The organism is Pseudomonas fjordensis (assembly GCF_976987115.1).
In genome coordinates, this window is sequence record NZ_OZ336860.1 from 5360122 (window position 1) to 5386007 (window position 25886).

At 54.1% G+C, this 25886-nt stretch carries 26 protein-coding genes; 18 read left to right on the forward strand and 8 right to left on the reverse strand.

Translation table 11 applies throughout. The annotated features are described in order from the left end of the window. The first annotated feature begins 11 nt into the window (after window positions 1–11). From ACWHXD_RS24485 to ACWHXD_RS24550, 14 genes are all read left to right on the forward strand, one after another. Window positions 12–767, forward strand: coding sequence for a TIGR03747 family integrating conjugative element membrane protein (locus tag ACWHXD_RS24485; RefSeq protein ID WP_008437388.1), 756 nt, complete (start codon window positions 12–14; stop codon window positions 765–767). Between the two features lie 9 nt (window positions 768–776). Then, on the forward strand, window positions 777–2255 hold the full coding sequence (locus tag ACWHXD_RS24490) for a UvrD-helicase domain-containing protein (RefSeq protein ID WP_008437391.1): 1479 nt from the start codon (window positions 777–779) through the stop codon (window positions 2253–2255). Window positions 2256–2330: 75 nt separating this feature from the next. Continuing rightward, entirely contained in the window at window positions 2331–2642 is a 312-nt protein-coding gene (locus tag ACWHXD_RS24495; RefSeq protein WP_008437393.1) for a hypothetical protein, read from the forward strand. A 157-nt stretch (window positions 2643–2799) separates the two neighbouring features. After that, entirely contained in the window at window positions 2800–3108 is a 309-nt protein-coding gene (locus ACWHXD_RS24500; protein ID WP_178110642.1) for an integrative conjugative element protein, RAQPRD family, read from the forward strand. Beyond that, window positions 3105–3344: a TIGR03758 family integrating conjugative element protein gene (locus tag ACWHXD_RS24505; protein ID WP_008437400.1), complete on the forward strand. Its 240-nt coding sequence runs from the start codon at window positions 3105–3107 to the stop codon at window positions 3342–3344. Before ACWHXD_RS24500 ends, ACWHXD_RS24505 begins: the two co-directional genes overlap by 4 nt. Window positions 3345–3362: 18 nt before the next feature. Continuing rightward, on the forward strand, window positions 3363–3701 hold the full coding sequence (locus tag ACWHXD_RS24510) for a TIGR03745 family integrating conjugative element membrane protein (RefSeq protein WP_008437401.1): 339 nt from the start codon (window positions 3363–3365) through the stop codon (window positions 3699–3701). A 13-nt stretch (window positions 3702–3714) separates the two neighbouring features. After that, a complete protein-coding gene (locus ACWHXD_RS24515) occupies window positions 3715–4095 on the forward strand; it encodes a TIGR03750 family conjugal transfer protein (RefSeq protein ID WP_008437403.1) in 381 nt (126 codons plus the stop codon). Then, window positions 4092–4745: a PFL_4703 family integrating conjugative element protein gene (locus tag ACWHXD_RS24520; protein ID WP_020302977.1), complete on the forward strand. Its 654-nt coding sequence runs from the start codon at window positions 4092–4094 to the stop codon at window positions 4743–4745. The genes ACWHXD_RS24515 and ACWHXD_RS24520 overlap by 4 nt, the downstream gene beginning before the upstream one ends. Then, window positions 4745–5647 (forward strand): TIGR03749 family integrating conjugative element protein, encoded by a 903-nt coding sequence (locus ACWHXD_RS24525; protein ID WP_008437410.1) that lies wholly within the window; start codon window positions 4745–4747, stop codon window positions 5645–5647. Before ACWHXD_RS24520 ends, ACWHXD_RS24525 begins: the two co-directional genes overlap by 1 nt. Beyond that, the gene (locus ACWHXD_RS24530; protein WP_024073352.1) at window positions 5637–7127 is read left to right on the forward strand and encodes a TIGR03752 family integrating conjugative element protein; all 1491 of its coding nucleotides are present in this window, start codon (window positions 5637–5639) and stop codon (window positions 7125–7127) included. Before ACWHXD_RS24525 ends, ACWHXD_RS24530 begins: the two co-directional genes overlap by 11 nt. Beyond that, a complete protein-coding gene (locus tag ACWHXD_RS24535) occupies window positions 7105–7533 on the forward strand; it encodes a TIGR03751 family conjugal transfer lipoprotein (RefSeq protein ID WP_008437412.1) in 429 nt (142 codons plus the stop codon). Before ACWHXD_RS24530 ends, ACWHXD_RS24535 begins: the two co-directional genes overlap by 23 nt. Further along, complete coding sequence (locus ACWHXD_RS24540) at window positions 7533–10496, forward strand: conjugative transfer ATPase (RefSeq protein WP_024073351.1); 2964 nt, start codon at window positions 7533–7535, stop codon at window positions 10494–10496. The genes ACWHXD_RS24535 and ACWHXD_RS24540 overlap by 1 nt, the downstream gene beginning before the upstream one ends. Then, complete coding sequence (locus tag ACWHXD_RS24545; RefSeq protein WP_008437414.1) at window positions 10493–10789, forward strand: hypothetical protein; 297 nt, start codon at window positions 10493–10495, stop codon at window positions 10787–10789. Before ACWHXD_RS24540 ends, ACWHXD_RS24545 begins: the two co-directional genes overlap by 4 nt. Next, a complete protein-coding gene (locus ACWHXD_RS24550) occupies window positions 10786–11469 on the forward strand; it encodes a DsbA family protein (protein WP_008437415.1) in 684 nt (227 codons plus the stop codon). The genes ACWHXD_RS24545 and ACWHXD_RS24550 overlap by 4 nt, the downstream gene beginning before the upstream one ends. Window positions 11470–11574: 105 nt before the next feature. Here ACWHXD_RS24550 and ACWHXD_RS24555 read toward each other — a convergent pair whose 3' ends face one another. From ACWHXD_RS24555 to ACWHXD_RS24590, 8 genes are all read right to left on the reverse strand, one after another. After that, complete coding sequence (locus ACWHXD_RS24555; RefSeq protein WP_499084765.1) at window positions 11575–14733, reverse strand: efflux RND transporter permease subunit; 3159 nt, start codon at window positions 14731–14733, stop codon at window positions 11575–11577. Then, window positions 14730–16214, reverse strand: coding sequence for an efflux RND transporter periplasmic adaptor subunit (locus ACWHXD_RS24560; RefSeq protein ID WP_008437420.1), 1485 nt, complete (start codon window positions 16212–16214; stop codon window positions 14730–14732). Before ACWHXD_RS24560 ends, ACWHXD_RS24555 begins: the two co-directional genes overlap by 4 nt. Next, window positions 16211–17467: a TolC family protein gene (locus ACWHXD_RS24565; RefSeq protein WP_008437421.1), complete on the reverse strand. Its 1257-nt coding sequence runs from the start codon at window positions 17465–17467 to the stop codon at window positions 16211–16213. The genes ACWHXD_RS24560 and ACWHXD_RS24565 overlap by 4 nt, the downstream gene beginning before the upstream one ends. A gap of 99 nt (window positions 17468–17566) precedes the next feature. Next, entirely contained in the window at window positions 17567–17908 is a 342-nt protein-coding gene (locus ACWHXD_RS24570; protein ID WP_073844967.1) for a hypothetical protein, read from the reverse strand. A gap of 74 nt (window positions 17909–17982) precedes the next feature. Next, the gene (copD, locus tag ACWHXD_RS24575; RefSeq protein WP_008437423.1) at window positions 17983–18921 is read right to left on the reverse strand and encodes a copper homeostasis membrane protein CopD; all 939 of its coding nucleotides are present in this window, start codon (window positions 18919–18921) and stop codon (window positions 17983–17985) included. Between the two features lie 3 nt (window positions 18922–18924). Beyond that, window positions 18925–19308 (reverse strand): copper homeostasis periplasmic binding protein CopC, encoded by a 384-nt coding sequence (copC, locus tag ACWHXD_RS24580; protein WP_008437424.1) that lies wholly within the window; start codon window positions 19306–19308, stop codon window positions 18925–18927. 359 nt (window positions 19309–19667) lie between these two features. Then, the gene (gene copS, locus ACWHXD_RS24585; protein ID WP_008437425.1) at window positions 19668–21056 is read right to left on the reverse strand and encodes a copper resistance membrane spanning protein CopS; all 1389 of its coding nucleotides are present in this window, start codon (window positions 21054–21056) and stop codon (window positions 19668–19670) included. Then, window positions 21053–21748 carry a heavy metal response regulator transcription factor gene (locus tag ACWHXD_RS24590; protein ID WP_008437429.1) on the reverse strand — a complete coding sequence of 232 codons (696 nt, stop codon included), beginning with the start codon at window positions 21746–21748 and terminating at the stop codon, window positions 21053–21055. Before ACWHXD_RS24590 ends, copS begins: the two co-directional genes overlap by 4 nt. A gap of 205 nt (window positions 21749–21953) precedes the next feature. On the opposite strand from ACWHXD_RS24590, the gene ACWHXD_RS24595 reads away from it, so the two are divergent. From ACWHXD_RS24595 to ACWHXD_RS24610, 4 genes are all read left to right on the forward strand, one after another. Then, window positions 21954–22307 carry a co-regulatory protein PtrA N-terminal domain-containing protein gene (locus ACWHXD_RS24595; protein ID WP_008437430.1) on the forward strand — a complete coding sequence of 118 codons (354 nt, stop codon included), beginning with the start codon at window positions 21954–21956 and terminating at the stop codon, window positions 22305–22307. Between the two features lie 165 nt (window positions 22308–22472). Then, entirely contained in the window at window positions 22473–23009 is a 537-nt protein-coding gene (locus ACWHXD_RS24600) for a cupredoxin domain-containing protein (RefSeq protein ID WP_008437431.1), read from the forward strand. Window positions 23010–23103: 94 nt separating this feature from the next. Further along, a complete protein-coding gene (locus tag ACWHXD_RS24605) occupies window positions 23104–23349 on the forward strand; it encodes a DUF2933 domain-containing protein (protein ID WP_032899631.1) in 246 nt (81 codons plus the stop codon). A 2-nt stretch (window positions 23350–23351) separates the two neighbouring features. Beyond that, window positions 23352–25709 carry a heavy metal translocating P-type ATPase gene (locus tag ACWHXD_RS24610; protein ID WP_024073349.1) on the forward strand — a complete coding sequence of 786 codons (2358 nt, stop codon included), beginning with the start codon at window positions 23352–23354 and terminating at the stop codon, window positions 25707–25709. Window positions 25710–25886: the final 177 nt, after the last annotated feature.

A 25886-nucleotide genomic window follows, 5' to 3' on the forward strand; every position in this document is an offset into this window, starting at 1 on the left:
GGAACAGAGCCATGGCCGATATCGCGGAAAAAGCCCAGCAACAGCAGGAAGGTCAAAAAAACTTCCTGGGCATGCTGTTCTCTACCCCTTTTCATTTCTTGGGGGTGATGTTCGGCTCCTTGCTCGGCGCCATCGTCGTTGAATGGCTTTGCATGTACACGTTCTGGCCGGATGCCGGCTGGAAACATGCTCAGCAGATGTTCCAACATGAACTGGGCTGGCTGTCCCAGGATCTGCTGCACAGCGTTGTCATCAAAGAACCGGGGCGTACGGCAACCTGGCTGGCACAAACGGTCTATGACTGGCTGATGGTGAAAACCGGCATGCAGGACAATATAAATGCACTGACACAGTACGCTCGCTCAACATCACCACAACAAACGGGAACCTTGAACCTTCGCTACGAACTCGGTCGGGCGATGATCAAATTCCAGGACTATGGCTTAGCCGCGTTATACACAGTCCTGACCTTCTGTGTGCGAATGGTCATTCTGACGTTGACGATTCCGCTGTTCGCACTGGCGGCGTTCACTGGCTTGGTCGATGGCCTGGTGCGGCGTGATCTACGAAAATTCGGCTCCGGCCGCGAGTCAAGTTACCTGTATCACAAAGCCCGGGGGACGATCATTCCGCTGACCATCGTGCCCTGGACGGTCTACCTGGCCATCCCCATCAGCATCAGCCCCCTTTTGATTCTGTTGCCCTGCGCCGTGCTGTTGGGTGTGTCCGTTTACATCACCGTTTCAAGCTTCAAAAAATACCTTTAGGAGCTGCCCATGCAGTGGACACAAGAACAGCAGCCCATCATCCATTCCACGGCTGACAAGCTACTGGTTCAGGCTTTTGCCGGTACCGGCAAAACCACCACACTGGTGGGCTACGCCACACAACACGCCTCGGTGAAAATGCTCTACCTCTGCTACAACAAATCCGTCGAGCTCGCTGCCAGGGGCCGCTTTCCACGCAGAAACGTGGTGTGTAAGACGGCGCATGGCCTCGCATATGCAGTCTATGGCAGTCAGTACGCCACCAAGCAGACCAATAACTTACGCCTGACGGACATCGCAAGGGCCATCAACACCCAGGACTGGGAGCTCGTGCGGGATGTCCTCAGCACGCTTAACAACTTCATGGCCAGCGCCGATGACGAGTTGGGCCGTGTGCATTTTCCCAGATTCCAGGGGCAACGAATGCTCACAAGTGCCCAGGAACGTTTCCTGAACAATGCTTTAAACGTGGCTAAAACCATCTGGAACCGGATGATCGATCTGCAGGACACAGCAATGTCGATCACCCATGACGCTTACTTGAAGCTGTATCAGCTAAGCAAGCCCGACCTGAGCGAACGATTTAACGCCATTCTGCTCGACGAAGGTCAAGACGTGAACCCAGTTATTGCCGACATAGTAAAAATACAACGGGTCCGCAAGGTGGCAGTCGGCGATCCCCACCAGCAGATCTATCGCTTCCGCGGCGCAGAAGATGCGCTCAACAGCGACTGGATGGCCGACGCCGAACGTCACTACCTGACCCAAAGCTTTCGCTTCGGCCCTGCCGTCGCGCATGTGGCCAACATCATTCTTTTTTACAAGGGTGAGACACGAAAGCTGCAGGGGTTAGGTTGCAATACCCTGGTTAAACGGGCTCTGCCTGAAGAGCTACCGCATCGCACGTTTATCCATCGTACCGTGACCGGCGTCATCGAGAACGCCCTGCAGCTGGTCGCAAGCAACCCCAAGATTTTCTGGGTCGGCGGTATCGACAGCTACTCGCTACGCGATCTGGAAGATTTATACCTATTCAGCCGCAACCGTAACCATGAGGTGCAGAACCGCAGGCTGTTGAGAGATTACCGGGACTTTTCACAGTACGTGGAAATAGCCGAGGTAAGCCAGGATACGGAGATGTTGCGATCGATCAAGATCATTACAGCCTATCCGGACCTGCCCCAGCGGATCCAAACCCTACGTTCCCGCTCTGTAGATAACGAGCTCGACGCCACCGTGACACTCACGACTGGGCACAAGGCCAAGGGGCTGGAGTGGGACTTTGTCAGCCTGTATGACGACTTTAGCGCTGATCCGCTTTCACCCGATATCGATCAAGGTCGTAAAGATGACGAGTTGAATTTGCTGTACGTGGCGGTGACGCGAGGGATGAAGATCCTAGCGTTGAACTCAATGGTGCTTTCTATCATGCAGCGCTATGTCGATGCTCGGACCTCTGCACTCCAACCTCAGAAATCACGCGCTTAGCAACAAACTATTTCAGATTGCTGGCACGCGCTTATTATTGAAACCCTGGTAGCTCTGCACATTGAGGACGTCGCCATGGGCCGTCAGAAATTTGAATACCACACTGAGTTCTCTCCCTTTCAGTACGTTGTCAGAACCAAAAAGCTCTTCATGTTCAAGTCCGAAGAGCCCACCACTGAACCCGACACCCAGGGTTTTCTGGAAGATTCTGAACGTCAAAACCGCCTTGCTCAATTAGGCAGCGAAGGCTGGGAGCTGGTCAGCGTGCAGCCCGTGGTCAAAGGAGAAGTCAAGGTTGGCAATCAAAACGCCCAAGGCTGGGCTTACGGATTCGCCTTGCCCATCGGGTATCTGCTGTTCTTCAAACGCCCTATCCACTGTGATTGATGGTGTCAGTACCGTCAGAAGAAATCCTTACAGTCCTGAATATGGTTTTCTTGCGGCGACCATAGCTTGATCACGGCAAGCTGACGGCATCAGGAATGACTAGAGCCCAGCCGTGATCCAGTACCCGCGTCTCACTGCACTCACTTGCCGACTTGCCTTGCCAGGCCTCATCGCACTTTTTGGATGCGGCCTGCCTGTCTCTCATGCGACCGCTGCTTCAGCCTCCGAACAGGCCAACCTGGACGTGATGATCCGCCAGTTGAATGCCTTAGAGGACACCGCACGTCGTAGCGCTCAAGTGGCCGACGAACCTGGCAAGCGTTACTTCTTCGATTACCAGCGTCTAGCAGGTGATATCGCTCGAATTCGTCATGGGTTGGAGGGCTATCTAACCCCAACCCGAGCCCAGCCTCGTGATCCTGTTGAGCTGTCAGGCCAATACACGACCGAAGGACGCAAGCCATGAGCATGAGCGGCGCTCAGGCTGCTGCGTTTCAAGCGGCAGGAGGATTTCCTGCCTCGACGAGCTACCTGTTTTTCGTCGGCGTCGCTGTAGCCATCATCTTTATGTGGGGCGCCTGGGCTATCTGGAGCTGCTACCGAGGATGGGCCACTGGCAACCTTGATCGAACGATTGCCTCGACCTCGCTCGTCCGCATCCTACTGCTTTGCATGATCCTCACCACATTTGTTCTTAGTTGACCCTATGGGAGATACACCATGACTTCATTCTTAAAACCGGGCCGCATGCTGATCGGGTTGCTTGCTCTCCCCCAACTGGCCATGGCGGCTCTTCCGCAGTCTCAGCCTCCTACCCGGGGGGAAGGCTCTAACCTGATGCAAACCATGCAGAACTACGCCTTTGACGGTTTTACTTTGCTTGGCCTCATCATCTGCGCAGTCATTTTCAGTGGCGTTGCTTGGCATGCCTTCGGCACCTACCACGAAATTCAACTTGGCAAGAAAAAATGGGGAGATCTGGGGGCGACAGCCGCCGTTGGCGTCGCCATCCTCGGTGTCGCCATTTTTCTGGTCACCAAGGCTTCAAATATTCTTTAAAAGAGCCGTGGCCATGACAGAACTCTCAGACGATGGGACCCTGATTTTCCTCCCTGTGCGATTGAACAATCAGCCAGTCATCATGGGCGGCCTTACCGCTGACGAAATGTGGGCCACCTTGGCGTTGAGCACCGGCGCAGGGCTGGTTATCGGTATTCCGGCCGCGATATTGACCCAGATTTGGGCACTTATCATCGGCGCCGCCATGCTCTGTGCTGTCCTAGGGCTGTTTCTTGCCAGTCGTTTCTTGCGTCGGTGGAAACGCGGCCGACCTGATACATGGCTATACCGCCAGATGCAATTGAACATCGCGCGGTTCTTTCCTACCTGGAATAAAGCCCTGCTGATTACTCGTACAGGTGCGTGGACCTGTCATCGAACGGAGGTTCAATGACTTACCGTAAAAAAGTAGACGCCCAACTGGCCCACATTAACAGCCTGCGCATGGTCATTGGTTTTCTCATTGCCCTGGGTCTGTACATGGCTTATGGCTGGCAGAGCGCACCGCGTGACCTAACTGTTCATGTACCTCCAGATCTACGTTCAGGTAGCACCCGTAAGTGGTGGGATATTCCACCGGAGTCGGTATACGCCTTCGGTCTGTACATTTTTCAGCAGATGAACCGTTGGCCCGTTGACGGTGAAACCGACTACGAGGACAACATTACCCGCTTGGAAAGCTACCTGACTCCCAGCTGCAAAGCCTACTTGCAGAAAGATTTCGAGCTACGCCGCAATAGCGGGGAACTGCGCAAACGTGAGCGGGGTGTATTTGAAATTCCAGGCAGAGGCATCGACGATAAGTCTGAGCAACATATTGAACAGCACAGCATCAATGACTGGACCGTCAACCTGGACATCACCGCTGACGAGCACTACGGCGGGGAGCGCGTAAAGCGGGCATTTGCTCGCTATCCGTTAAGAATTATCCGATTCGACGTCGATCCCGAAAAAAACCCATTCGGCTTGGCCTGGGACTGTTATAGCAGTAATCCACAACGCATCGAAGTCTCCGCAGAAACGACCAGAGCAGGAGGCAAATGATGACACGCCGCCTACTGATCATCGGGCTCGTAGCCCTTCACTTCTGCGGGTTGGCCAACGCCGTCGAAATCCTGCGCTGGGATCGTATCCCTATAGCACTGCCCTTGATCGTGGGTCAGGAGCGTATTGTCTTTGTGGACCAAAACGTACGGGTGGGTCTGCCTCGTAACCTCGTCGACAAACTGCGCGTGCAGAGCACCGGTGGTGCCCTCTACCTGTTGGCGAAAGAGCCGATTGAACCGACTCGCTTACAGCTGCAGAACATGAACTCCGGTGAGATCATGCTCGTGGATATCATCGCAACGGTAGGGAAACCAAATCAGGTCGCATCCGAGCCGGCTAAAATTGTAGCCGGGGACAGTCCCGCCCCGCGTTACGGCCAAGTCAACGCCAAACCTACAAGCAACCATTCAACTTCTTCCACGGCCCAAGCCAGCGCTCAAGCCGAGGAGGATGAGGACGCGCCGAAACCGCGTCGTGAGACCCCTCTTCCGGTGGTCATGACGCGCTATGCCGCACAGATGCTTTACGCGCCCCTACGCACCGTTGAGCCCGTGGAGGGGATTGCTCAGATCAATCTGAAGCGCGGTTTGGACCTCACCACCCTAATGCCGATATTGCCGGTCGAAGCCTCTGCGTTGGGGTCGTGGCGGTTAGACGAGTATTGGGTCACGGCGGTGAAGCTACGTAACACAAGCGCCCAAAACCTCACATTGGATCCGCGTGACCTGATGGGTGACTTTGTCACCGCGACTTTTCAGCATCCCTACCTTGGCGCCAAAGGTGATTCCAGCGACACCTCGACGGTCTACTTGGTGACCCGTGGTCATGGTCTAGCCGAATCGTTATTGCCGGCCGCCATCAGCCAGATCGATCCGAAGGGAGGCCGTCGTGAAGAGTAATCCACTTGTTAAATACCTGGTCATACCGTTCGCGATCCTGGCGATATACGTAGTGGTCAAATTATTCAATCGCGAAAGTGCCGACCAACAGGTTCATGCGCCGGAAACGGTTGTACTTAGTACGAAGGAGGCTAAAAAGCTTGGGGTTGACGGAGATACACCCAGCGACACATTGCGCACCATTGTCGTGGAAAGCAGACAACTCAAGGACCAAGTCTCCAATGCTTTGAAGAACAATGACGAACTAAAGCAACAGAACATCGAGCTGCAAAAACGCCTGCAGAACATCGACCTCAACGTCGATAACAAACTGCAGAACGTTCAGCAAACGATGAAGCAGGAGGCGCAACAACAGAGCCAAACCCTCTTGGACACACTGCAGCAGCAGTACAATACCCTGAGCAGCAAATCGGGCAGTGGCAATGAGTCTGGATCTGATTTGCCGATCGGCTTCGGCGTTCAGCCAGGTGACGGTCAAGGCTTCAAAGGCGGACCTGGCGCGGACGTTGTTTGGATAGAGCCGCAGGACGCAACGCCGGTCGATGTCAACGGCAAGCCCATCGCTGCAGGGACAAATCAAACGGCAAGCGGCTTCAACTTCCCGACCTCTTTTGGCGAGTCCGTGGACCGAGGACAAAATGCACTGCGCACGGGCGCTCAAAGTGTTGCGAATGAAATCTCGCCACAGGAGGCCCGCAAACAGGTGCGCAAGGTCTACACCTTGCCGCAGAACTCGACATTGATGGGTTCGGTGGCCATGTCCGCGCTGATCGGCCGGGTGCCCATTGACGGCACTGTCAACGACCCCTACCCGTTCAAGGTATTGATCGGGCCGGACAATCTCACGGCCAACGGCATCGACTTGCCCGACGTCGCCGGCGCGGTGGCCAGCGGAACGGCTTCCGGCGATTGGACCCTGTCTTGCGTACGCGGTCAGATCAAAAGCCTGACGTTCGTCTTCAATGACGGCACTGTGCGCACGCTGCCACAACCTCAGGAAGAAACGAATAGCAGTCAAAATAGTAACAATCAGAACAATGGCAACCAAACCACCATTCAGGGTGGCCTGGGCTGGATAAGCGATGCCTATGGCATTCCTTGTATCAGTGGCGACCGCAAAAGCAACGCCTCGCAATACATTGGCTCGCAGGTACTGATTACCGCCGCCGGCGCAGGTGCTGCCTCCCTCATCAAGTCAGATGGAAACAGCGGCTCTTTTATAAACCCTCAGTCCGGGACCATCGGTTCTGTCGGCGGCTCGGGCAGTGAAGCCATGGGCAAAATTATTGGCCAGGGCGTCAATGACGTCTCCAGCTGGGTCAACAAACTCTACGGGCAAGCCTTCGCAGCGGTGTATGTACAACCCGGGGCAAAGATAGCTGTGCACCTGGACCAGCAACTGACCATCGATTACGAACTCAATGGCCGCAAGGTCAACTATCGCTCAGGAGCCCGTCATGTTTCGACTGCGCTTGACTAATCATGGCTTAAAACTAGGTGCATACCTGGCCATCGCCCTACTCGCCTCGGCCTGTTCCACCAACAAAGACGAATTGCTCCCCCATGGGGACCGCACAATGATGGACGTTTGGGATCAAGGCTCCAGCGGCTCAAGCAGCTCGAGCAGCCGCCAATTGCTCGATGCACGCCAAGATCTTCGTCGGCCTCTGGAGACGAGGGAAACAGACAACACCATGTTCACACGTACCGCACAAAACGAGATCTACAGCCAATTTAAACGCCTACCCAATCCCGACCTGGTGATGTACGTCTTTCCTCATTTAGCGGGTTCAGACCCGGCACCGATCCCAGGCTACACCACGGTGTTTCCGCTGTATCAGCGGGTGCAATACGCCATGCCTGGCGAACGCACGGAGGCATATTGATGGGTTTTTTTGAACGATTCAAAACGCGACGGGCGACAGAGCGTGTGGAACCTGGCGTAACACCAGGTTCGCCGTTATCTGACGATGTGCAGGGACCAGCAACCGAGACGTTTGAGGCTGCTACAGAGCGTTACTACGAACGCCTTGCTGCCATGGGTATTCCCTCGCCGAGCGATTGGCGTAACCCAAAGAAAAAGCCAGCCACAACCGCTGATGCTGACCGTCTATACCACGTCAACCCCTCCTTCGTAGACCTACTGCCGTGGGTAGATTACCTGCCTGCAGAAAAAGCCATGCTATTGGAAGACGGCGTGTCTCGTGCTGCCTTTTTTGAGCTGACACCGATTGGTACTGAAGGTCGGGATCCCGAATGGTTACGCAAGGCCCGCGACGCCCTGGAAAACGCCCTCCAGGACTCCTTCGACGAGCTTGAAACCTCACCCTGGGTGGTTCAGCTCTATGCCCAGGACGAAACCAGCTGGGACGATTACCTTCAGCAACTGCATGACTACGTTCAACCACGCGCACAAGGCAGTGCATTCACCGAGCTTTATTTGAAGCTGATGAAGCAACACCTGGAATCCATCTCCAAACCAGGCGGGCTGTTTGAAGACACCAAGGTCAGCCAACTGCCCTGGAGGGGCCAACAGCGCCGCGTCCGTGTTGTTGTCTACCGCCGTACCCAAGGCGCGCAAGCGGATGTGCGAGGCCAGGCACCAGGTCCTTACCTGAAAATCATCTGCGATCGCTTGGTGGGCGGCTTGGCGAACGCCGGCATTAAAACCCATCGCATGGATGGCCACGCCATTCGCCATTGGCTGATTCATTGGTTCAATCCACGTCCCGATCATCTTGGCCCTGCCGATGCAGATATTCGCCGCTTCTACGAATTGGTGTGCAAGCAAGCACCTGGTGCTGCAGAGGGCGAGCTGCCGCTCGCCAGCGGCACTGACTTCTCGCAAAACCTGTTTTATCGCGAACCACTGTCAGATATAGAGAAAGGTCTGTGGTATTTCGACGGCCTTCCCCATCAGGTGGTGATGCTTGACCGCTTGAGGGATGCTCCCAAGACCGGGCACTTAACCGGTGAAACCCGAAAGGGCGGTGATGCGCTCAACGCACTGTTCGACAAAATGCCAGAGGACACCATTCTCTGTATCACTCTCGTGATCACCCCGCAGGACATTCTCGAAGGGCATCTGGAACAGCTTTCACGCAAGGCAGTTGGAGACACTCAGGCCTCGATCCTGACACGCGAAGACGTCGCCACCGCCCGTCAGTTGCTCGGGCGCAAGCACAAGCTGTACAGAGGTAGCGTAGCGTTTTACCTGCGGGGTAAAGATGATGCCCAGCTGCACGAACGCAGTTTGCAACTCAGCAGCGCATTGCTGGGTGCGGGCATGGAGCCGGTGGAACCTCGGGATGAAGTGGCACCGCTGAACTCCTACCTTAGATGGCTACCCGGCAACTTCGACCCCAATGCGCGCAAAGCACTGGAGTGGTACGCACAACTGATGTTCGCCCAACACATTGCGAACCTGGCCCCCGTCTGGGGTAGGTCGACCGGAACCGGGCACCCGGGTATTACCCTGTTTAACCGTGGGGGAGCGCCGATAACCTTCGACCCGCTGAACAAGCTGGACCGGCAGATGAACGCGCATTTGTTCATTTTCGGGCCTACGGGTTCAGGTAAATCGGCCAGCGCGACAAACATCCTTAGCCAAATCATCGCCATCTATCGGCCACGTCTATTCATTGTGGAGGCTGGCAACAGCTTCGGCTTACTCGGTGATTTCGCCAAAAAGTTGGGTTTGACGGTAAACCGGGTTCGACTTGCACCTGGATCGGGTGTCAGCCTCGCGCCATTCGCTGATGCCGTGAAGCTCATCGAACCCAGCCAAAACGTGAAGATTATCCAAGCTGATGATCTTGAGGCGTCGGACGAACATCTGACTAGCCAGACCGAGGATGAACAACGCGACATCCTGGGCGAGATGGAAATTGCGGCCAGGCTGATGATCACCGGTGGTGAAGAAAAAGAGGATGCCCGTCTTACTCGTGCCGACCGTAGCGCCATCCGCCAATGCATACTGAATGCAGCGAAAAAATGCGTGACGGAGCAACGTATCGTTCTGCCGGAAGATATCCGTGAAGCGCTGCGAGAAATGGGACTCGAGCCCGGTATTCCAGACGCCCGAAGCTCACGATTCTTGGAGATGGCGGAAGCCTTGTCCATGTTCTGTATGGGCACCGAAGGCGACATGTTCAACCGTCCTGGCACCCCATGGCCAGAAGCGGACATTACCATTGTCGACCTTGCCACCTATGCGCGAGAAGGCTATAGCGCACAGATGGCCATCGCTTATATTTCCCTGCTCAACACGGTCAACAACATTGCCGAGCGTGACCAGTTTAAAGGCCGTCCGCTGATCTGCTTCACCGACGAAGGCCACATCCAGTTGAAGGTCCCACTCCTATCCCCCTACTCCGTCAAGATTACCAAAATGTGGCGAAAGCTCGGCGCCTGGTTCTGGATGGCCACCCAGAACGTTGACGACGTGCCGCCAGAGGCCTCAGCCCTGCTCAACATGATCGAGTGGTGGATGTGCTTAAACATGCCGCCTGATGAGGTGGAGAAGATCGCGCGGTTTCGTGAACTGACTCCTGCACAGAAGTCGATGATGCTGTCAGCGCGTAAAGAAAGCGGCAAATTCACCGAGGGCGTCGTGTTGTCCAAAAGCATGGAAATGTTATTCCGGGCGGTACCACCGAGTTTGTATCTGGCCCTGGCCATGACCGAGCCGGAAGAGAAAAAGCAACGCTTCGACATCATGCAAGCCAAAGGCTGCAGCGAGCTGGATGCGGCCATTGAAGTTGCTGCAACGCTTGACCGCTATCGCGGTATCGAACCTCACATCATTACTTTCCCCGAGCAAGTCACGGCCTTGGAGCGCCAAGCATGAGAGCATTGAATTCCCTGACCCAGAACCTTATAGAAAGTCTGACCCAGCTGCTTGAACAACCGGGTGAAGACGCCCTTCAAACCCTTGAGGTGTGTGCCCCCGTTTTGATAGAGCAACTGCAACAGGTTTTGGTTCGTGCGGTGGATCGTCGTGACATCGAGTCCCAACTTCACGCGGTGTTAGCCAATTGGCTGCTACAGCACCCACAACCCGAGAATGCTGAGAACGCTCTTCTTGAGGCCCTTCGTAAACAAGCGCTGCTTTCATCGAAGCCAGCAGAGGCTCGGGCATGATAGGCCTTCGCAAATATTGGTTGATGCTGGGGTGCGTTTTGGCAGGCACATCGATGGCCTGCTTAGCCCTCACTCGAAGTGAGATACCATCCCCGCACAACACAGGCCCGTGGTTGTTTGGTCCTTCCAAAGCACGCTGGACTGTGACTGAGTTCGCGGATCTGGAGTGCCCCTACTGCAAGACGTACACACCTGCGTTGAAAACCTGGATACAGCAGCAGAAGGATGTAAACCTGCAGTGGCATCATCTGCCACTGGATGTGCACGGTCCGACCGCATTACACGAAGCCAAGCTCGCTGAATGTGCGGGGGCGCTTGGTGGCGCACCTGCCTTCTGGCAAGCCATTGACCAGATTTTTGACCGGACCCGTAGCAACGGTGAGGGTTTCAATGGGCATCTGAACGTCGTTGATGTTACTTACCAGGACTTATTGTCCTGTGCAGCTACCGACAAAGTGATCGCCCGGCATGTTGGCCAACAGGTCGAGGAGGCCCTCAAAGCGGGCATTACGGCAACTCCTACTGTGATAATTAAAGACAACACGACTGGCAGCTCCGTAAAGCTTGAGGGACCAGCTGACGGGGTATTGTTATTATCAGCTCGTGATTGGCTGGCTCAAAAAAAGAGCTGCGACGCTCTGCAAAAGTCGAACGTTAAATCACTTAGCCATTGTCATTAAATGAGCTTGCATTCCATTCATACATTTTCATGCCCGGCATGTCCTACGCGTGGGCCGAAAGAGACAGCGCAAATACGGTGTTTGCAACTGCAATCAGGGTCAGTTTCATACGACTTTTTCTTGAGGATTGATGGGCTCAACTGAGAGGTGCCGGCGACGCATCAGTCGATAGGCTGCCGGAATGACAAACAGCGACAGCAAGGGCGCGGTAATCATGCCTCCAACCATGGGTGCCGCAATTCGGCTCATCACCTCGCTGCCGGTCCCGCTGCCCAGCAAAATGGGTAACAAGCCAGCAATGATGACAGCCACAGTCATGGCTTTGGGCCGAACGCGCTGGACAGCGCCTTCACGAATCGCGGCCATCAGCCCGTGCTCGGTCCTATCGCCGAGGTCTTCACGCTCAGCCCAGGCGTTCTTCAGATAAAGCAGCATAACTACGCCAAATTCGGCAGAAACACCGGCCAAAGCGATAAAGCCGACACCAGTGGCGACCGACAGGTTGAATCCCAATAGATAGAGAAACCATACCCCACCAGTCAGTGCGAATGGCAGAGTGGCCATGATCAGCAAGGCCTCATCGAAGCGAGCAAAGGTTAAATAAAGCAGCACGAAGATGATCAACAGCGTGGCAGGCACCACCAGCTTGAGTCGTGCGTTGGCCCTTTCGAGAAATTCGAACTGTCCTGCGTAGCTCAGGCTCATACCAGGCTGCAACTTAACCTGCTCGCTGACGACCCGTCGTAGATCGGCGACTACCGAAGCAATATCCCGTCCCCGCACGTCGATATACACCCAGCCTGAAGGTCGGGCGTTCTCACTCTTAAGCATCGGCGGACCATCGCTGACCTTGATCTTCGCAACGGTGCCAAGAGTGATCTGGCTGCCTAGAGGGGTATAGATAGGTAACTGCTCCAGAGCGCCGAGTGAATCCCGCCACTCACGAGGGTAACGTACGTTAATTGGGAAACGAGCCAACCCTTCAATCGTCTCCCCGACGTTTTCACCGCCGATTGCGCCGGCCACGATCGATTGCACATCGGCAATATTTAACCCATAGCGGGCCGCAGCTTTACGATCGATATCCACATCAATATAGCGGCCACCGGTCAGTCGTTCGGCCAACGCTGAACTCACACCTGAGACATCCTTGGCAACACGTTCGATGGCTTGGGTGACGGCATCGATCTCCGTCAGGTTGGTACCGGCAACCTTCACACCAATAGGGCTTTTTATGCCAGTGGCCAGCATGTCGATGCGGTTACGAATCGGCGGTATCCAGATGTTGGTCAATCCTGGGACACGCACCGCTTGGTCTAGCTCCTCAACGAGCTTTTCCTGGGTCATGCCTGGGCGCCACTGTTCGTGTGGTTTGAATTGGATGGTGGTTTCGAACATTTCCAAAGGTGCTGGGTCAGTCGCGGTTTCAGCGCGGCCGGCTTTGCCGAAAACGTGTTCGACCTCTGGAACTGTCTTTATCAGACGGTCAGTCTGTTGAAGCAGTTGCGCGGCCTTCTGCGCCGATAATCCAGGCAGAGCTGATGGCATATAGAGCAGGTCCCCTTCGTCCAGCGGGGGAAGAAACTCACCACCCAGACGAGAGATCGGCCACAACGCGCTGACAAAGACTAGCAACGCAACCAGCAGCGTTATTTTAGGTCGATGTAATACGGCGTCCAGAGCGGGTTCGTAGATCCGGATCAACCAGCGATTTAGCGGATTCTGCTGCTCATTGGGAATTCGTCCACGAATCCAATACCCCATCAACACCGGTACGAGAGTTACCGACAGTCCAGCCGCTGCGGCCATAGCGTAGGTTTTGGTGAACGCCAATGGACCGAATAGACGTCCTTCCTGAGCCTCCAGCGTGAACACCGGAATGAACGACAGGGTGATGATCAGCAGACAGAAGAACAATGCAGGTCCTACCTCGGCAGCCGCTTCAGTCATCACGTGCCAATGACGTTCACCTTTCAGTTCCTCCCCAGGATTGGCCACGTGCCAAGCCTCGACCTTCTTGTGGGCATTTTCAATCATCACCACGGCAGCGTCGACCATAGCGCCGATGGCGATGGCAATCCCGCCAAGGGACATGATGTTGGCGTTGATACCCTGATAGCGCATCACGATGAAGGCGATCAGCACCCCAACCGGCAGGGAAATGATTGCCACCAGAGATGAACGCAGGTGCCAGAGAAAGATTCCGCAGACCAACGCGACGACGATGAACTCTTCGATCAGCTTGTGGCTGAGGTTTTCCACGGCACGATCAATCAACTTGCTGCGGTCGTAGGTGGTGACGATTTCAACCCCCGCCGGCAGACTGCTTTTCAGCTCGTCGAGTTTGGTTTTGACCGCCGCAATGGTTTCACGAGCATTCTTCCCGCTGCGCAGAATCACCACGCCGCCGACGGTCTCACCTTCACCGTCGAGTTCGGTAATGCCTCGACGCATCTCAGGCCCTAACTGAATCGTGGCAACATCGCCCAACGTGACCGGCACACTGCCCGCGCCCAGTTTGAGCGGGATGGCGCGAAAGTCATTGAGCGTCTTTAGGTAGCCGGAAGCTCGTACGATGAACTCTGTCTCCGCCATTTCCAGCACGGCTCCACCGGTTTCCTGATTGGCTTTGCCGATCGCCTCGGTCACCTCAGACTGCGTGATACCCAAGTTCGCCAACTTTAGCGGATCGAGCTGGACCTGATACTGTTTGACCATGCCACCTACGGTGGCAACTTCCGCAACGTTCGGCAGCGTCTTGAGCTCGAATTTGAGAAACCAGTCCTGTAGGGCTCGCAGTTGCGCCAGATCGTGCCCACCGCTGCGATCAACCAACGCGTACTGGAAAATCCAGCCAACGCCAGTGGCATCAGGTCCTAAGGCTGGCTTAGCACTGGCTGGTAGGCGGCTTTGTATCTGGCTCAGGTATTCCAACACCCGCGAGCGGGCCCAGTACAAGTCAGTTCCGTCTTCGAACAGCACATAAACGAAGCTGTCGCCAAAGAAGGAGTAACCGCGCACAGTCTTGGCCCCAGGTACCGAGAGCATGGTGGTTGCCAGTGGATAGGTCACCTGGTTTTCGACGATCTGTGGGGCTTGGCCTGGGTAAGGTGTACGGATAATTACCTGAACATCCGACAGGTCTGGCAATGCATCGATGGGCGTACTTTGAACCGCCCAGATCCCCCATGCCGTGACGAACAGCGTCGCCAGCAACACAAGAAAGCGGTTGGCCACCGACCAGCGAATAAGGGCCGCAATCATGGCTGGCCCCCAGAGCGTTCCAGACGTTCAACACGCAGACCATCGTCCGTCTGGCTAACAGCGATCCGAACCTTGTCGCCCGTTTTTAGGCCCTTCATCAGAGCAGGAGTGGCGAGAGGGAAAGTCATCGTCATGCCTGGCATACCCAATGTCTTGAAGGGACCGTGGGCGAGCGTGACTTCTTTGTCGTTGATCTCAACGATCTGACCATCGGCCTCATGCAAAGCGCCAACGGGCATAGTAGATGGCGAAACGTCCAATGAGCTTGCGACAACGCCCTTGAGACTGGCCTCCGAGTCGAGCAGGAACTGGCCAGAGGTCACCACTTTCTGCCCCTCTTCCAAGCCTTTCAATATCGCCGTCTTGCCATCGTTATCCTGGCCTAGCTGCACCTCCACCGGGCGATATCGACCAGCGTCTTCAGAGAGCATGACCAACGCACGTCGACCGGTACGAATGACGGCCTCGCTCGGCACCCACAGAACACTTTGCTCCGTTGAACGATTGAGGCTTACCTGTGCGGTCAAACCTGGTCTGAGTCGGCCATCTGGATTGGGTAACTCAACTCGAACGCGAAGTGTGCGACTGTCCGAACTGGTTTCCGGAAGAATCGCACTGACGACGCCCTTGAGCACAACTCCAGGGAATGCGGATAAACGCGCTTCAGCTGCTTGCCCTACTACGATTGACCCAGCTTCCGCCTCTGGTACAGCCACGGCCAGCCAGACACTGCTCAAACCATTAACACGAGCCAACGTCTCGCCTGCGGCCACCGTCATACCTTCACGCACACTCAGCTCTTGAAGCACACCACCAATAGGGCTGGTCAGCGTCAGGTTCGATTGAACTTTGCCAGTGCGCTCAACTTGAGCAATTAACGTAAGTGGCATTCCGGTTAGCCGCAGTCGCTGCCGGGCCGCTGTCAGCAAGCCAGCATCGCCACTACGCTTGAGGGCGAGAAATTCCTCCTGAGCAGCTGCCCACTCCGGCACCAAGATATCTGCCAAGGCGGCATTCGCTTTCAGCACATCACCAGGTGCGTGGGCATACACACGCTCGACAAAACCCGCTGTACGGGCCTGAATGACTGCAACGTCCCGTTCGTTGAAGGCCAGCACACCTACCACGTTCAGTGTCGAGGCAAATACGCCTCGACTGACACTAGCCAGTCGCACACCAAGGTTCTGAGTCAGGCTTGGATCAATTCGAATGGCAGCGCTGTCCCCCTTGGTATCTGCGTATTGAGGGATCATCTGCATGTCCATGAAGGGTGACTTACCCGGTTTATCGAATTTCTGTTGTGGGTACATGGGATCATACCAATACAGAACTTTTCGATCGGCAGAGGCTTTGGGTTCATGATCCGGTACGACACCAGCTACTCCGCTCATTCGCGGTTGGGCTAACCAGTAACCCCCGGCAACACCCAAGGCAATCGAGATGCCGATGATTAAAGTCCCTTTCCATAATTTAAAAATCATTGAGCGGACTCCCCGTAAGAGAAATACAGGCGAGCGCTGGTCAGGGCACGTTGCTCTTCAACGTCAACCTGCTTGAGACGGGCTTCGATGAGTTCGCGTCGGGCGGCAACAACCGAGTTCAAATCACCCTTGCCGGAGCGGTAGCTGGCCATCGTGAGTTCGACCTTTTCTTTAGCCAACGGCAACAAGCTTTCCTGATTACGGCTGACTGCACGATTGAGGCGCTCGTAGTCAGCCAACTCATCCTCCAGTTGCTGGGTATGCTCGCGTGACAGGGCTTCGCGCTCAGCCTCAAGCTGGTTTAGTTCGGCGTGCTTGGCCGCAATCTTGGGGTTTTGCCGAGAGTTAGGGAACAGCGGGAGATCCCATGAAAACTGCACGCTGACCATGTCACCGAATTGTTGGCCTCGGTGCTGATAATCGAATTCCCAGCTCCAGTCAGACTGCTTTTCCGCCTCAGCTTCACGGATCTTGGCTTGTGCTTCACGGGTCATCGGCACAAAAGCCGCTAATTCGGGGTGATGTTGCAGCTTATGGGAGTAACCTGAGGTCTCAATAGGCCAATCAGGCAAACCGCCTACCGGTTTGTCATCGGCGGCAGGGCCAATCCAGCGCTTGAGGGCGGCCCGGGCCTGTGCACGTTGACGAACTAAATCATCCTGCTGCTCAGCCAGTTGAGCAGCTTCCTGTTTAGGTGTCACCGCATCGGCGGGTTGGGCTCGGCCACCCGCAATCTGAGCTCTGACGGTATCGGTCAGAAGACGGTTTTCTTTGTAGAAGTCCTGGAACAACGCATCTTTACGCTCAACCGAGTAGCTTCTGATCCAGGCTAATGCCGTGGACTGTCGGACGTTCAGACGCGCCACTCGACGCTCGGCTGACGCTCGATCAACAGCCGCATCCGCGACCTCGATACGTGCTTTGCGCTTGTCGCTGTTGGGCATCTCCTGCCTAATCCCGACCACTTGCATGGTCATGAAGTCCTGGTCGATGCTCCATCTGTCGGGTCCACCAATGGGGTAGTTCTGCACGCCCAGCAGTAGCTTGGGATCGGGTAGTTCGCCGGCGGGAATGGCCGCGCTAGTGGCTGCTTGAATTTTGGCGTCTTGTGCGGTCAACGATGGTGCATTGTTTTCGGCCAGACGCAGCGCTTCATCGAATGTCAATGCGCTAGCGAAGCTCGGCAATGCAAGTACGCTTGCCGCCAGGCCGGCCAGGAAGGACCAACCTGTGCAACAGCACTTGGAGTTCATGTTCACGATTCCTGTGATGATCCACCGCGCGCTTCATAAGACATGCGCGCAGATATGCCATCCCGCTAACGCGGAATGAGGCTCAGTGTGGTACAGGAATCAAGTACGTGGGGGTCGCCATACCCCTGAAGAGGTTTGTACGAGCGGGAAATGGCTGGAGAATGATAGAATGAGAGGACTGGACAGGGTGATAGGAGGCTTGATGATCGATACTTGCAACATGCCGCCAGTTTTGCATTCCTGACCGGGCTTACAAGGTTTGCCATGCTCGGTGGGACTTTTCATGTCGTGGCAGCAGTCTTGCCCCATACCATCCATCATCGCCATGCCCATGGTTTTCATCGGGCATGGTTCAATCGATGTCTGAACACCCGCCATCCCGCTGAGGGGAAGCGCCAAGCTAATCAGGAAAATTAGGCAAAACCGCAGGTAGCGTTTCATGAGCTGGAGTGTAGACGGTGCAAATGGCCCTTACAATTCACCCTTGAGACTCCTTAGTCGGCCATCACCAACCGCTATGCCGCGCTCATTTCCATGACCGGGCTTAAAGTACCTAACCATGCGACTAGACAAATAATGATGACTGCCATTGAAAATTCGAGCTTCATGCTACGGCGCAAGGCATTGACCGCGACAGCATAGTCTCCATTTCGAACAGAACGTTCCAAGAGCGGGCTTAGGTGAAAACGGTTGAGCGTCGCTAATACGATCATCCCGGCAAAGAGCAGGACCTTCAAAAATAGCAACTCGCCATAAGTGCTGAGCATCACCTCATCGAGATTTGGCCCAACGATAAATAGGTAGTTCGCCACTCCCGTAATGCTGATGATCACTACAATCACCGCGCCGGCCGATTCAAACCCTGTCAGTACCCGAGCAAGAATTCGTGCTTCTCGCTCACCTTTCAGTGATTTCAAACGCAGCAGCAGGGCAAATGCCGCTAGCGCACCCAACCAACCGCCTGCGGCCAAAAGATGGAAGATATCGCTAATAAAGTGCCAGTAGCGACGGCTCCCCTCGTCCATTGCTCCGTGCCCTGTCCATGCCAGCGTCGCTAGCGCAATCGCGCCACAGACAGTGACAATCCAAAGACTCAGTGTTGGAAAGCGCTTGTTCAGGGAAACGCCAATAATGGCCGTCACCAACGCCCCTATTCGGACCATCCAGGTCAAACCGACGTCAGTCCCCATGAGAACCATTTGAAAGATATGGTGATGTAGCTCCATGAAACCCGACACGCCACTCATTGCTTTCGCAAGTAACAACATGGCGGCAAGGGACAGAGCTACACCTACAGCAGAAGTACTGTAAAGAAGCGACTCAAAATTCAAAACTGTTCCCGATATTCTTTCTTTTCCCCTGAGGCTATAAAGACCAAAAATTGCCAGTCCAAATAACAGCATCAGGTCGAAATAAAGAGCAAAGCGAACAACGATATTTAATGAGTCGCTCATGAATCATTTCACTTTGAAAGAAAAGTTGCCGGTAATCGGGTGAGTGTCCGAGGAAACGGCACGCCATTCGACTTTGTAAGTACCCGTGGTCAATGGCGATGCGGGTGTAATAACCATCGTCTTCGGATCACCGCCACCTGCCACGTTAGCTTTTACGCCCATAGGTGAATTCGGCATACCAGGCATATCGGTCATAATCAGCTTTGCACCAGAGAACTGAGTCGTTAGATTCTCAGAAAAGTGCAGTTCGATTTTAGACGGAGCCGCCGCATCCGATCCTTCAGCGGGAGTAGAAGAAACCAGCTTTGGATGCGCCTGAGCAACTGCACTCAGAAGCAAACCCGCAGTCAGCGCAACAGCTACGGTGGTAGTTTTAAGGAATGACATGCAAGACTCCTGACAGCAAAAGCTGTTGGTTCTAGGTTTTTAGGGAATATCTAGTTTTTTACTTTTTGACGCTCGTTAAAACCACTGACGAATACCTAGCAAATTCCGTGTTCTAGGGCCGGCTGGACAGGGAGGAATCACAAGATTTCCAACGTCACAGTGCGAGTACACGATGCCACATGAACGCAAACTGTTCGATTACATTTCAGTCAGCTTGGGGCGGGTTTTTGGCACTGATCTGCCCGGATACGGCGCCAAATACGCGACTTTCTTTGGAACGCTCCAAGAGTTTTCTCTCATCCAAAAACGATCCTATTGAGCTAACCACATGTTGCCTGCATACATATGAACAAGGTGTCTTAGACCTTTCTTGCATCAGCACATGGGAGTTCAATATGAAAGGCTGTTATTCCGTTTAACGACGTACACCATATTTTTCCGTCATGCGCTTCAATGATAGATCGAGTAATCGATAAACCTAGCCCTGCATTACTTGGACTTCCTTCTCTGCGAGCTGGGTCCACGCGATAAAATCGATCAAACAGCTTTTCAAGATGCTCGGACGCAATGGGCTCTCCCGGGTTCTCCACAGAGACTGATATTGAAGTTCCTTTCTGCCGAATATCGACAGTAATACACTTTCCTTCGGGGGTGTACCGGAGCGCATTTGAGAGCAGATTAGAGATGGCCCTGTCGAGCATGAGTACGTCACCTCGGACGCTACCCCTGCCTGTGACCTTCAGGTCGATCCCTCGCTCATCAGCCAGCAAACGGTAGTACTCGAGTAATTTCTCTACTACTGCTACCAGGTCAATCGGTTTGTTTTCATGTGTAATTAGACCGTTATCTGATTTCGCTAGAAAAAGCATGTCATCAATCATACGTCCCATACGTTTCAAGTCATCAAGATTTGAGTACAGATTGTCCTCGTAGTCCTCAATATTTCTTTTTCTAGATAAAATCACTTCAGTGTGAGTCATCAAATTGCTAACGGGTGTCCGTAATTCGTGAGCAATGTCCGCAGAGAAGTTCGATAAACGAACAAACGCATCGTCCAGTCTAGATAACATTGCGTTGAACGAGAGCACCATCTGCTGGAGCTCTTGGGGAACGGGACCTAATGGAATACGCTCTTTGAGCGATTTAGCTGACATCGAAGCTGCTACCTGAGTGACTAGGCGAATAGGTCGTAGTCCACTACGCGCTACCATCCAGCCCAGTGCAGCACTGACCAGCGCGCTTATCACCAGTCCTATCCAAAACCATCGTTCAAGCGTCTCGAAGAAGGCCATATGTTGAGTAACATCAAAGATCAACATCACTGTCAATGGCTTGTCCTGCCCCGTCACTATGGCTTGCGCCGTCACGCCTCGAAATATCTGCTCCTGGTCTCGCCACTCCCAGACATTGCTGTTTGTGACCGTTCGGAAGTCTTCAGGAACTACGATCGGACCTGGGTCAGCAAACAGGAGCTTACCGTCACCATCGATGATAAGAGCTGTCAAATCACGATGAGCACCAAGCAGTGCCTCCAGCTCAGGCTTAACATCACTGAATTGATCAATGCTGTTCAACCCAGTCAAAATTCTTTGCGTCGAGTGAAGCTTTTCGTTCAGCGCCTGCTGATCCAGCATCTTGAAATGATGCCGGCTGAGGTTGTTAAAACTGAGTCCAGCGACGGTGAGCACAGCCGTTACAGCTAGCATGAACATCAGGCTCATGCGCGTAGTCAGGGACATTCGCTTCATTCCGACCCCGTCCCCGAATCCGGCGCATCCAGCATGTACCCCATGCCTCGAGAGGTGTGGATAAGCTTGACCTCAAAATCATCATCAATCTTTGCTCTGAGCCTCCTGACAGCAACCTCGATGACGTTAGTATCGCTGTCAAAGTTCATGTCCCAGACCTGGGAAGCAATAAGCGACTTGGGCAGAACCTCACCTCGACGACGGAGCAGCAATTCGAGCAACGCAAACTCTTTGGCCGTTAGATCTATACGTTTGCCTGCGCGGATAACCCTGCGTTTGAGGAGGTCCACCTCCAAATCAGCCAATTTCATATGGGTTTGGGAGGGGGCAGTGGTACCTCTACGCAGCAGCGTTCTGACGCGAGCCAGCAATTCAGAAAATGCGAAGGGTTTGATCAGGTAATCGTCAGCCCCCAGCTCAAGTCCTTTTACCCGATCCTCAACTCGGTCTCGCGCCGTGAGGAAAAGCACAGGGACATTTTTTCCGGATGCTCTCACTTTCTGAAGTACTTCCCAGCCATCCAGCCCAGGCATCATCACATCGAGAATCAGCAGGTCATACGCCTCGCTCAAGGCGTGCTGAAGCGCGTCTTTGCCATTGGTAAAACGATCAACATTGAACCCCGCCTCGGTGAGTCCTTGCTGCAAATAAATACCTATTTTGGGTTCGTCTTCCGCAACCAGAAGTCTCATGGGGATGGCTCTCGAATAATTGTGAGGCTGAGTCTGCAATGAAATGCCTCTGCCAACCAGCAACTGACAGAAAAGTAATATTGGCTTCAGGTAGATGTCAGCGAGTGCTGTCTAGGGTTCGAGCATGAGTACTTTCTGGTGCTCGACCGACTCTTAACCATGAAAGCTAGAGGAGCCGGAAAACAAATCAAAAAGGAGCTTCCTCATGAACCGTTTAAAAGTCCTATTCTTTGCTAGTTCGATACTCATCTCAGCATCTGCGTTGGCTGAAGGTGGTGCAGATCGGATTATGGAGCGCATGGAAAGCCTGCGCGATAAAGCCGAAGCGACCTTGGTACAAGCTGAAAAAGCTCCTGAAGGGCAGCGCCATGTTCACATGGCCGAGCATATGAAAATACTGGGCGAGATCATGGGCCAGCTTCATCTAGATCATCCAAAAGCATCAATGTCACCTCAGGAACATCTCGCCTGGATGGAAAAACACGACGCCATGGTTGATGACGTTTTGAACCAAATGCAGCGCGAGCACAAACTGATGCTTTCTGAGAACCATCAGTAACCGAATAACTCCTACGGGGCTCTCTGAACCGCCCACTAGACACGGCGTCATCTGGGCGCCGTGTTTTCTCAGGAAAACTGACAGAAATGTAGTGTTCAAGTCAGTTAACGCTCAGCTCTATCCCTTTAGCATAGCTAGTATTTTCCACTGGCTCTCGAGGTCACCATGAAAACTAAGCTCATTACTCCAGTTATTGCGGCAATCACCCTACTCCTCGGCGCTACGGCGATGGCCAGCGTAGGTCATGGGAAAGAGGATATCGGTCAGCCTGGAGTCGCCTCAGAGGTCACTCGCACGGTTGATGTAGAGATGGGTGATATTTTCTTCAAAACTAAAAGCATCGACGTAAAGCCCGGTGAAACGGTTCGCTTTGTACTTCACAACAAAGGGGCGTTGCTGCACGAGTTCAATATCGGCCAAGCCGCTGCTCACGCGGCGCACCAAAAAGAAATGGCGAGCATGTTCCAGAATGGAACGCTTACACCCACCGGAACTGGAAAAATGTGGGGCAACATGGGCCATAGCATGGGAGGCATGAAGATGGTTGGAATGGAACACAACGACCCGAATAGCGTGCTGATCGAGCCAGGGGCAACCAAGGAGTTGATCTGGACCTTCAACAACACAACTGGACTTCAATTTGCCTGCAACGTGCCAGGTCATTACCAGTCGGGGATGGTCGGTCAATTTGACTTGAAGTAAGCCTGAACCGACCGCTAAAACCGCGTCGACGCAAGAGTTCGCTATGCTCTGAGGCAGAGATCAGAGCAACACGCTCACACACGGGGTCTAGATCATGGATAAGCATCAGCATCCGGCTGGAAGCACCTCCCCACCATTTTGGAGGCGCAAAACAGGCGTTGTACTGATCATGCTCATTGCGATCGGTGCCTTTTACGGGGTGCGGGAACATTTCACCCACGTTTATCCGTATTTGCCCTACCTCATCCTGTTGATCTGTCCATTGATGCATTTTTTTGGACATGGACATGGCGGACATGACCATGGCGATCAGGCAGGAACCAACAAGGAAGAGAAATAGCTATGCCCACTCCACCGAGCCACCACGATCACGGTCCCGCCCACGCTGCCTCACCCAATGACGGTGGTCTACGCGACCCGGTGTGCGGTATGGCGGTTATACCTCCAAGTAAATTTGGCGAGTCTTACCAAGGACAGACGTATCAATTTTGTAGCCAGAAATGCCAAGAGAAATTTCGGGCAGATCCAGAACGCTACATTGGTAATCATCCCAGCGCTGAACCCAGCAGCGCCGCTATAGAGCCCACGCTACAGGTAGCCACTGAGTTTACCTGTCCTATGCACCCGGAAATAAGACAGCCAGGGCCCGGCAATTGCCCTAAATGTGGCATGACATTAGAGCCCGTCATGCCCGCGCTTGATGACGATGACAAACCCGAGCTCCTGGATTTCACCCGCCGCTTTTGGTGGTCGCTGCCTTTAACCGTAATGGTGGCCCTTCTAGCCATGGCGGGTCACTCATTACAAATCTTCCATGGTTCGGTTCAAAACTGGATCGAGTTCGCTCTTGCCACTCCGGTCACCTTATGGGCAGGTTGGCCCTTTTTTGTAAGAGGCATAGCATCCGTTAGAAATCGCAGTCCAAACATGTGGACTCTGATTGGTTTAGGTACTGCCGCAGCCTATCTTTACAGCGTCGCGGCAACCCTATTTCCCCAAAGTTTTCCCACCACCTTCATGCAAGATGGACGCATCGGCGTCTACTTCGAAGCCGCTGCGGTCATCATCTCGCTCACCTTGCTTGGGCAGATTCTTGAGCTCAAAGCACGGTCACAAACCTCCGCCGCCATTAAGTCCCTTCTTGGCCTATCTCCCAAGACTGCACGCAGGATCAACGCCGATGGTCAGGAGGAAGACATTCCTCTTACCCATGTTCACTTGGGAGACCATTTGCGGGTCAGACCTGGTGAAAAAGTGCCAGTTGATGGCTCTGTACTCGAGGGAGAAAGTGCGGTGGATGAATCCATGCTCACTGGTGAACCTGTGCCGGTCATGAAAAGAGCAGGGGATAGTCTGATCGGTGCCACGCTTAATACTCATGGAAGCTTGGTGATGGAGGCGCGAAAGGTCGGCGCTGACACCATGCTGTCGCAGATAGTACAAATGGTCGCACTAGCCCAACGCTCCAAAGCGCCCATGCAACGAATGGCCGACTCGATCGCCGGCTACTTTGTGATGGCGGTTATCGCGATTGCGTTGCTGACCCTCATAGGTTGGGGACTGTTCGGCCCGGAACCCAGCTGGGTCTTCGGCCTGATCAACGCTGTCGCCGTGCTTATCATCGCTTGTCCCTGTGCTCTGGGTCTGGCAACGCCCATGTCGATCATGGTTTCGACGGGTAAAGCCGCCAGTATGGGTGTGCTGTTCAGAGATGCCAGTGCCATCGAAAACCTTTGCAAGATCGACACACTGATTGTCGATAAAACGGGAACCCTGACAGAGGGACGGCCGGTATTTCACAGTGTGGAGGCCACACCAGATTTCAACCCACGCGATGTGCTTCAACTGGCCGCTAGCCTTGATCAAGGCAGCGAACATCCTTTGGCACACGCCATCGTCGATCACGCCCGAACTGAAAATATTGCGCTCACCAAGCCTGAATCGTTTGAGTCCGGCTCAGGGATTGGGGTGAGTGGTCTCGTTGATGGCAAGAAAGTACAGCTGGGCAACACTGCACTGATGGAAGCTGCCGGCGTGAGCACAAAGGTCTTACAAGAACGTGCAGAGTTGTTGCGCCTTGAAGGCATCAGCATCATCTATCTAGCAGTTGACGGGGTCTTGGCAGGATTACTAGCGGTCTCAGACCCGATAAAACCGACCTCTAAAGAAGCAGTCACCAAGCTTAAGGCTGATAACGTAAAAATCATCATGGCCACGGGAGACGGGCTCACCACCGCACGTGCTGTCGCCAAGGAGATGGGTATTGAAGAGGTTCATGGTGAAGTGAAACCTCAGGACAAGGAGCGCCTGGTGGCGGACCTCCAGCAATCCGGTCGAAAGGTTGCCATGGCCGGCGACGGTATCAACGACGCACCGGCCTTGGCGCGAGCAGATGTGGGCATTGCCATGGGTACAGGGACTGACGTCGCGATGAATAGCGCGCAGCTCACGCTGGTAAAAGGCGACCTGATGGGGATTTTACGGGCACGGGCACTTTCGGTTGCAACGGTAAAAAACATGCGGCAAAACTTGGGGTTCGCCTTCCTTTACAACTCAATGGGTATTCCCCTCGCCGCAGGCCTGCTCTATCCACTGACGGGGCACCTTCTGTCTCCAATGATTGCTGCGTTAGCCATGAGCGTCAGTTCTGCGTCTGTAGTTTTCAATGCTTTGAGGCTGAGGAATACCCGAATTGAATGAGCGTAACCGATGCTCACAGCCCGCTATACATAACTCTTGACCTTACCGTGGTGTCAACGTTGATCTGTAAGCGTCCGAACTACACCGCCTTGCATCTCAGACCTTAATCCCCTTTAACCGCTGATTGACGCGCTCACACTCAAAAACTGCGAAATTGCACCCCACTTGACCACCCAT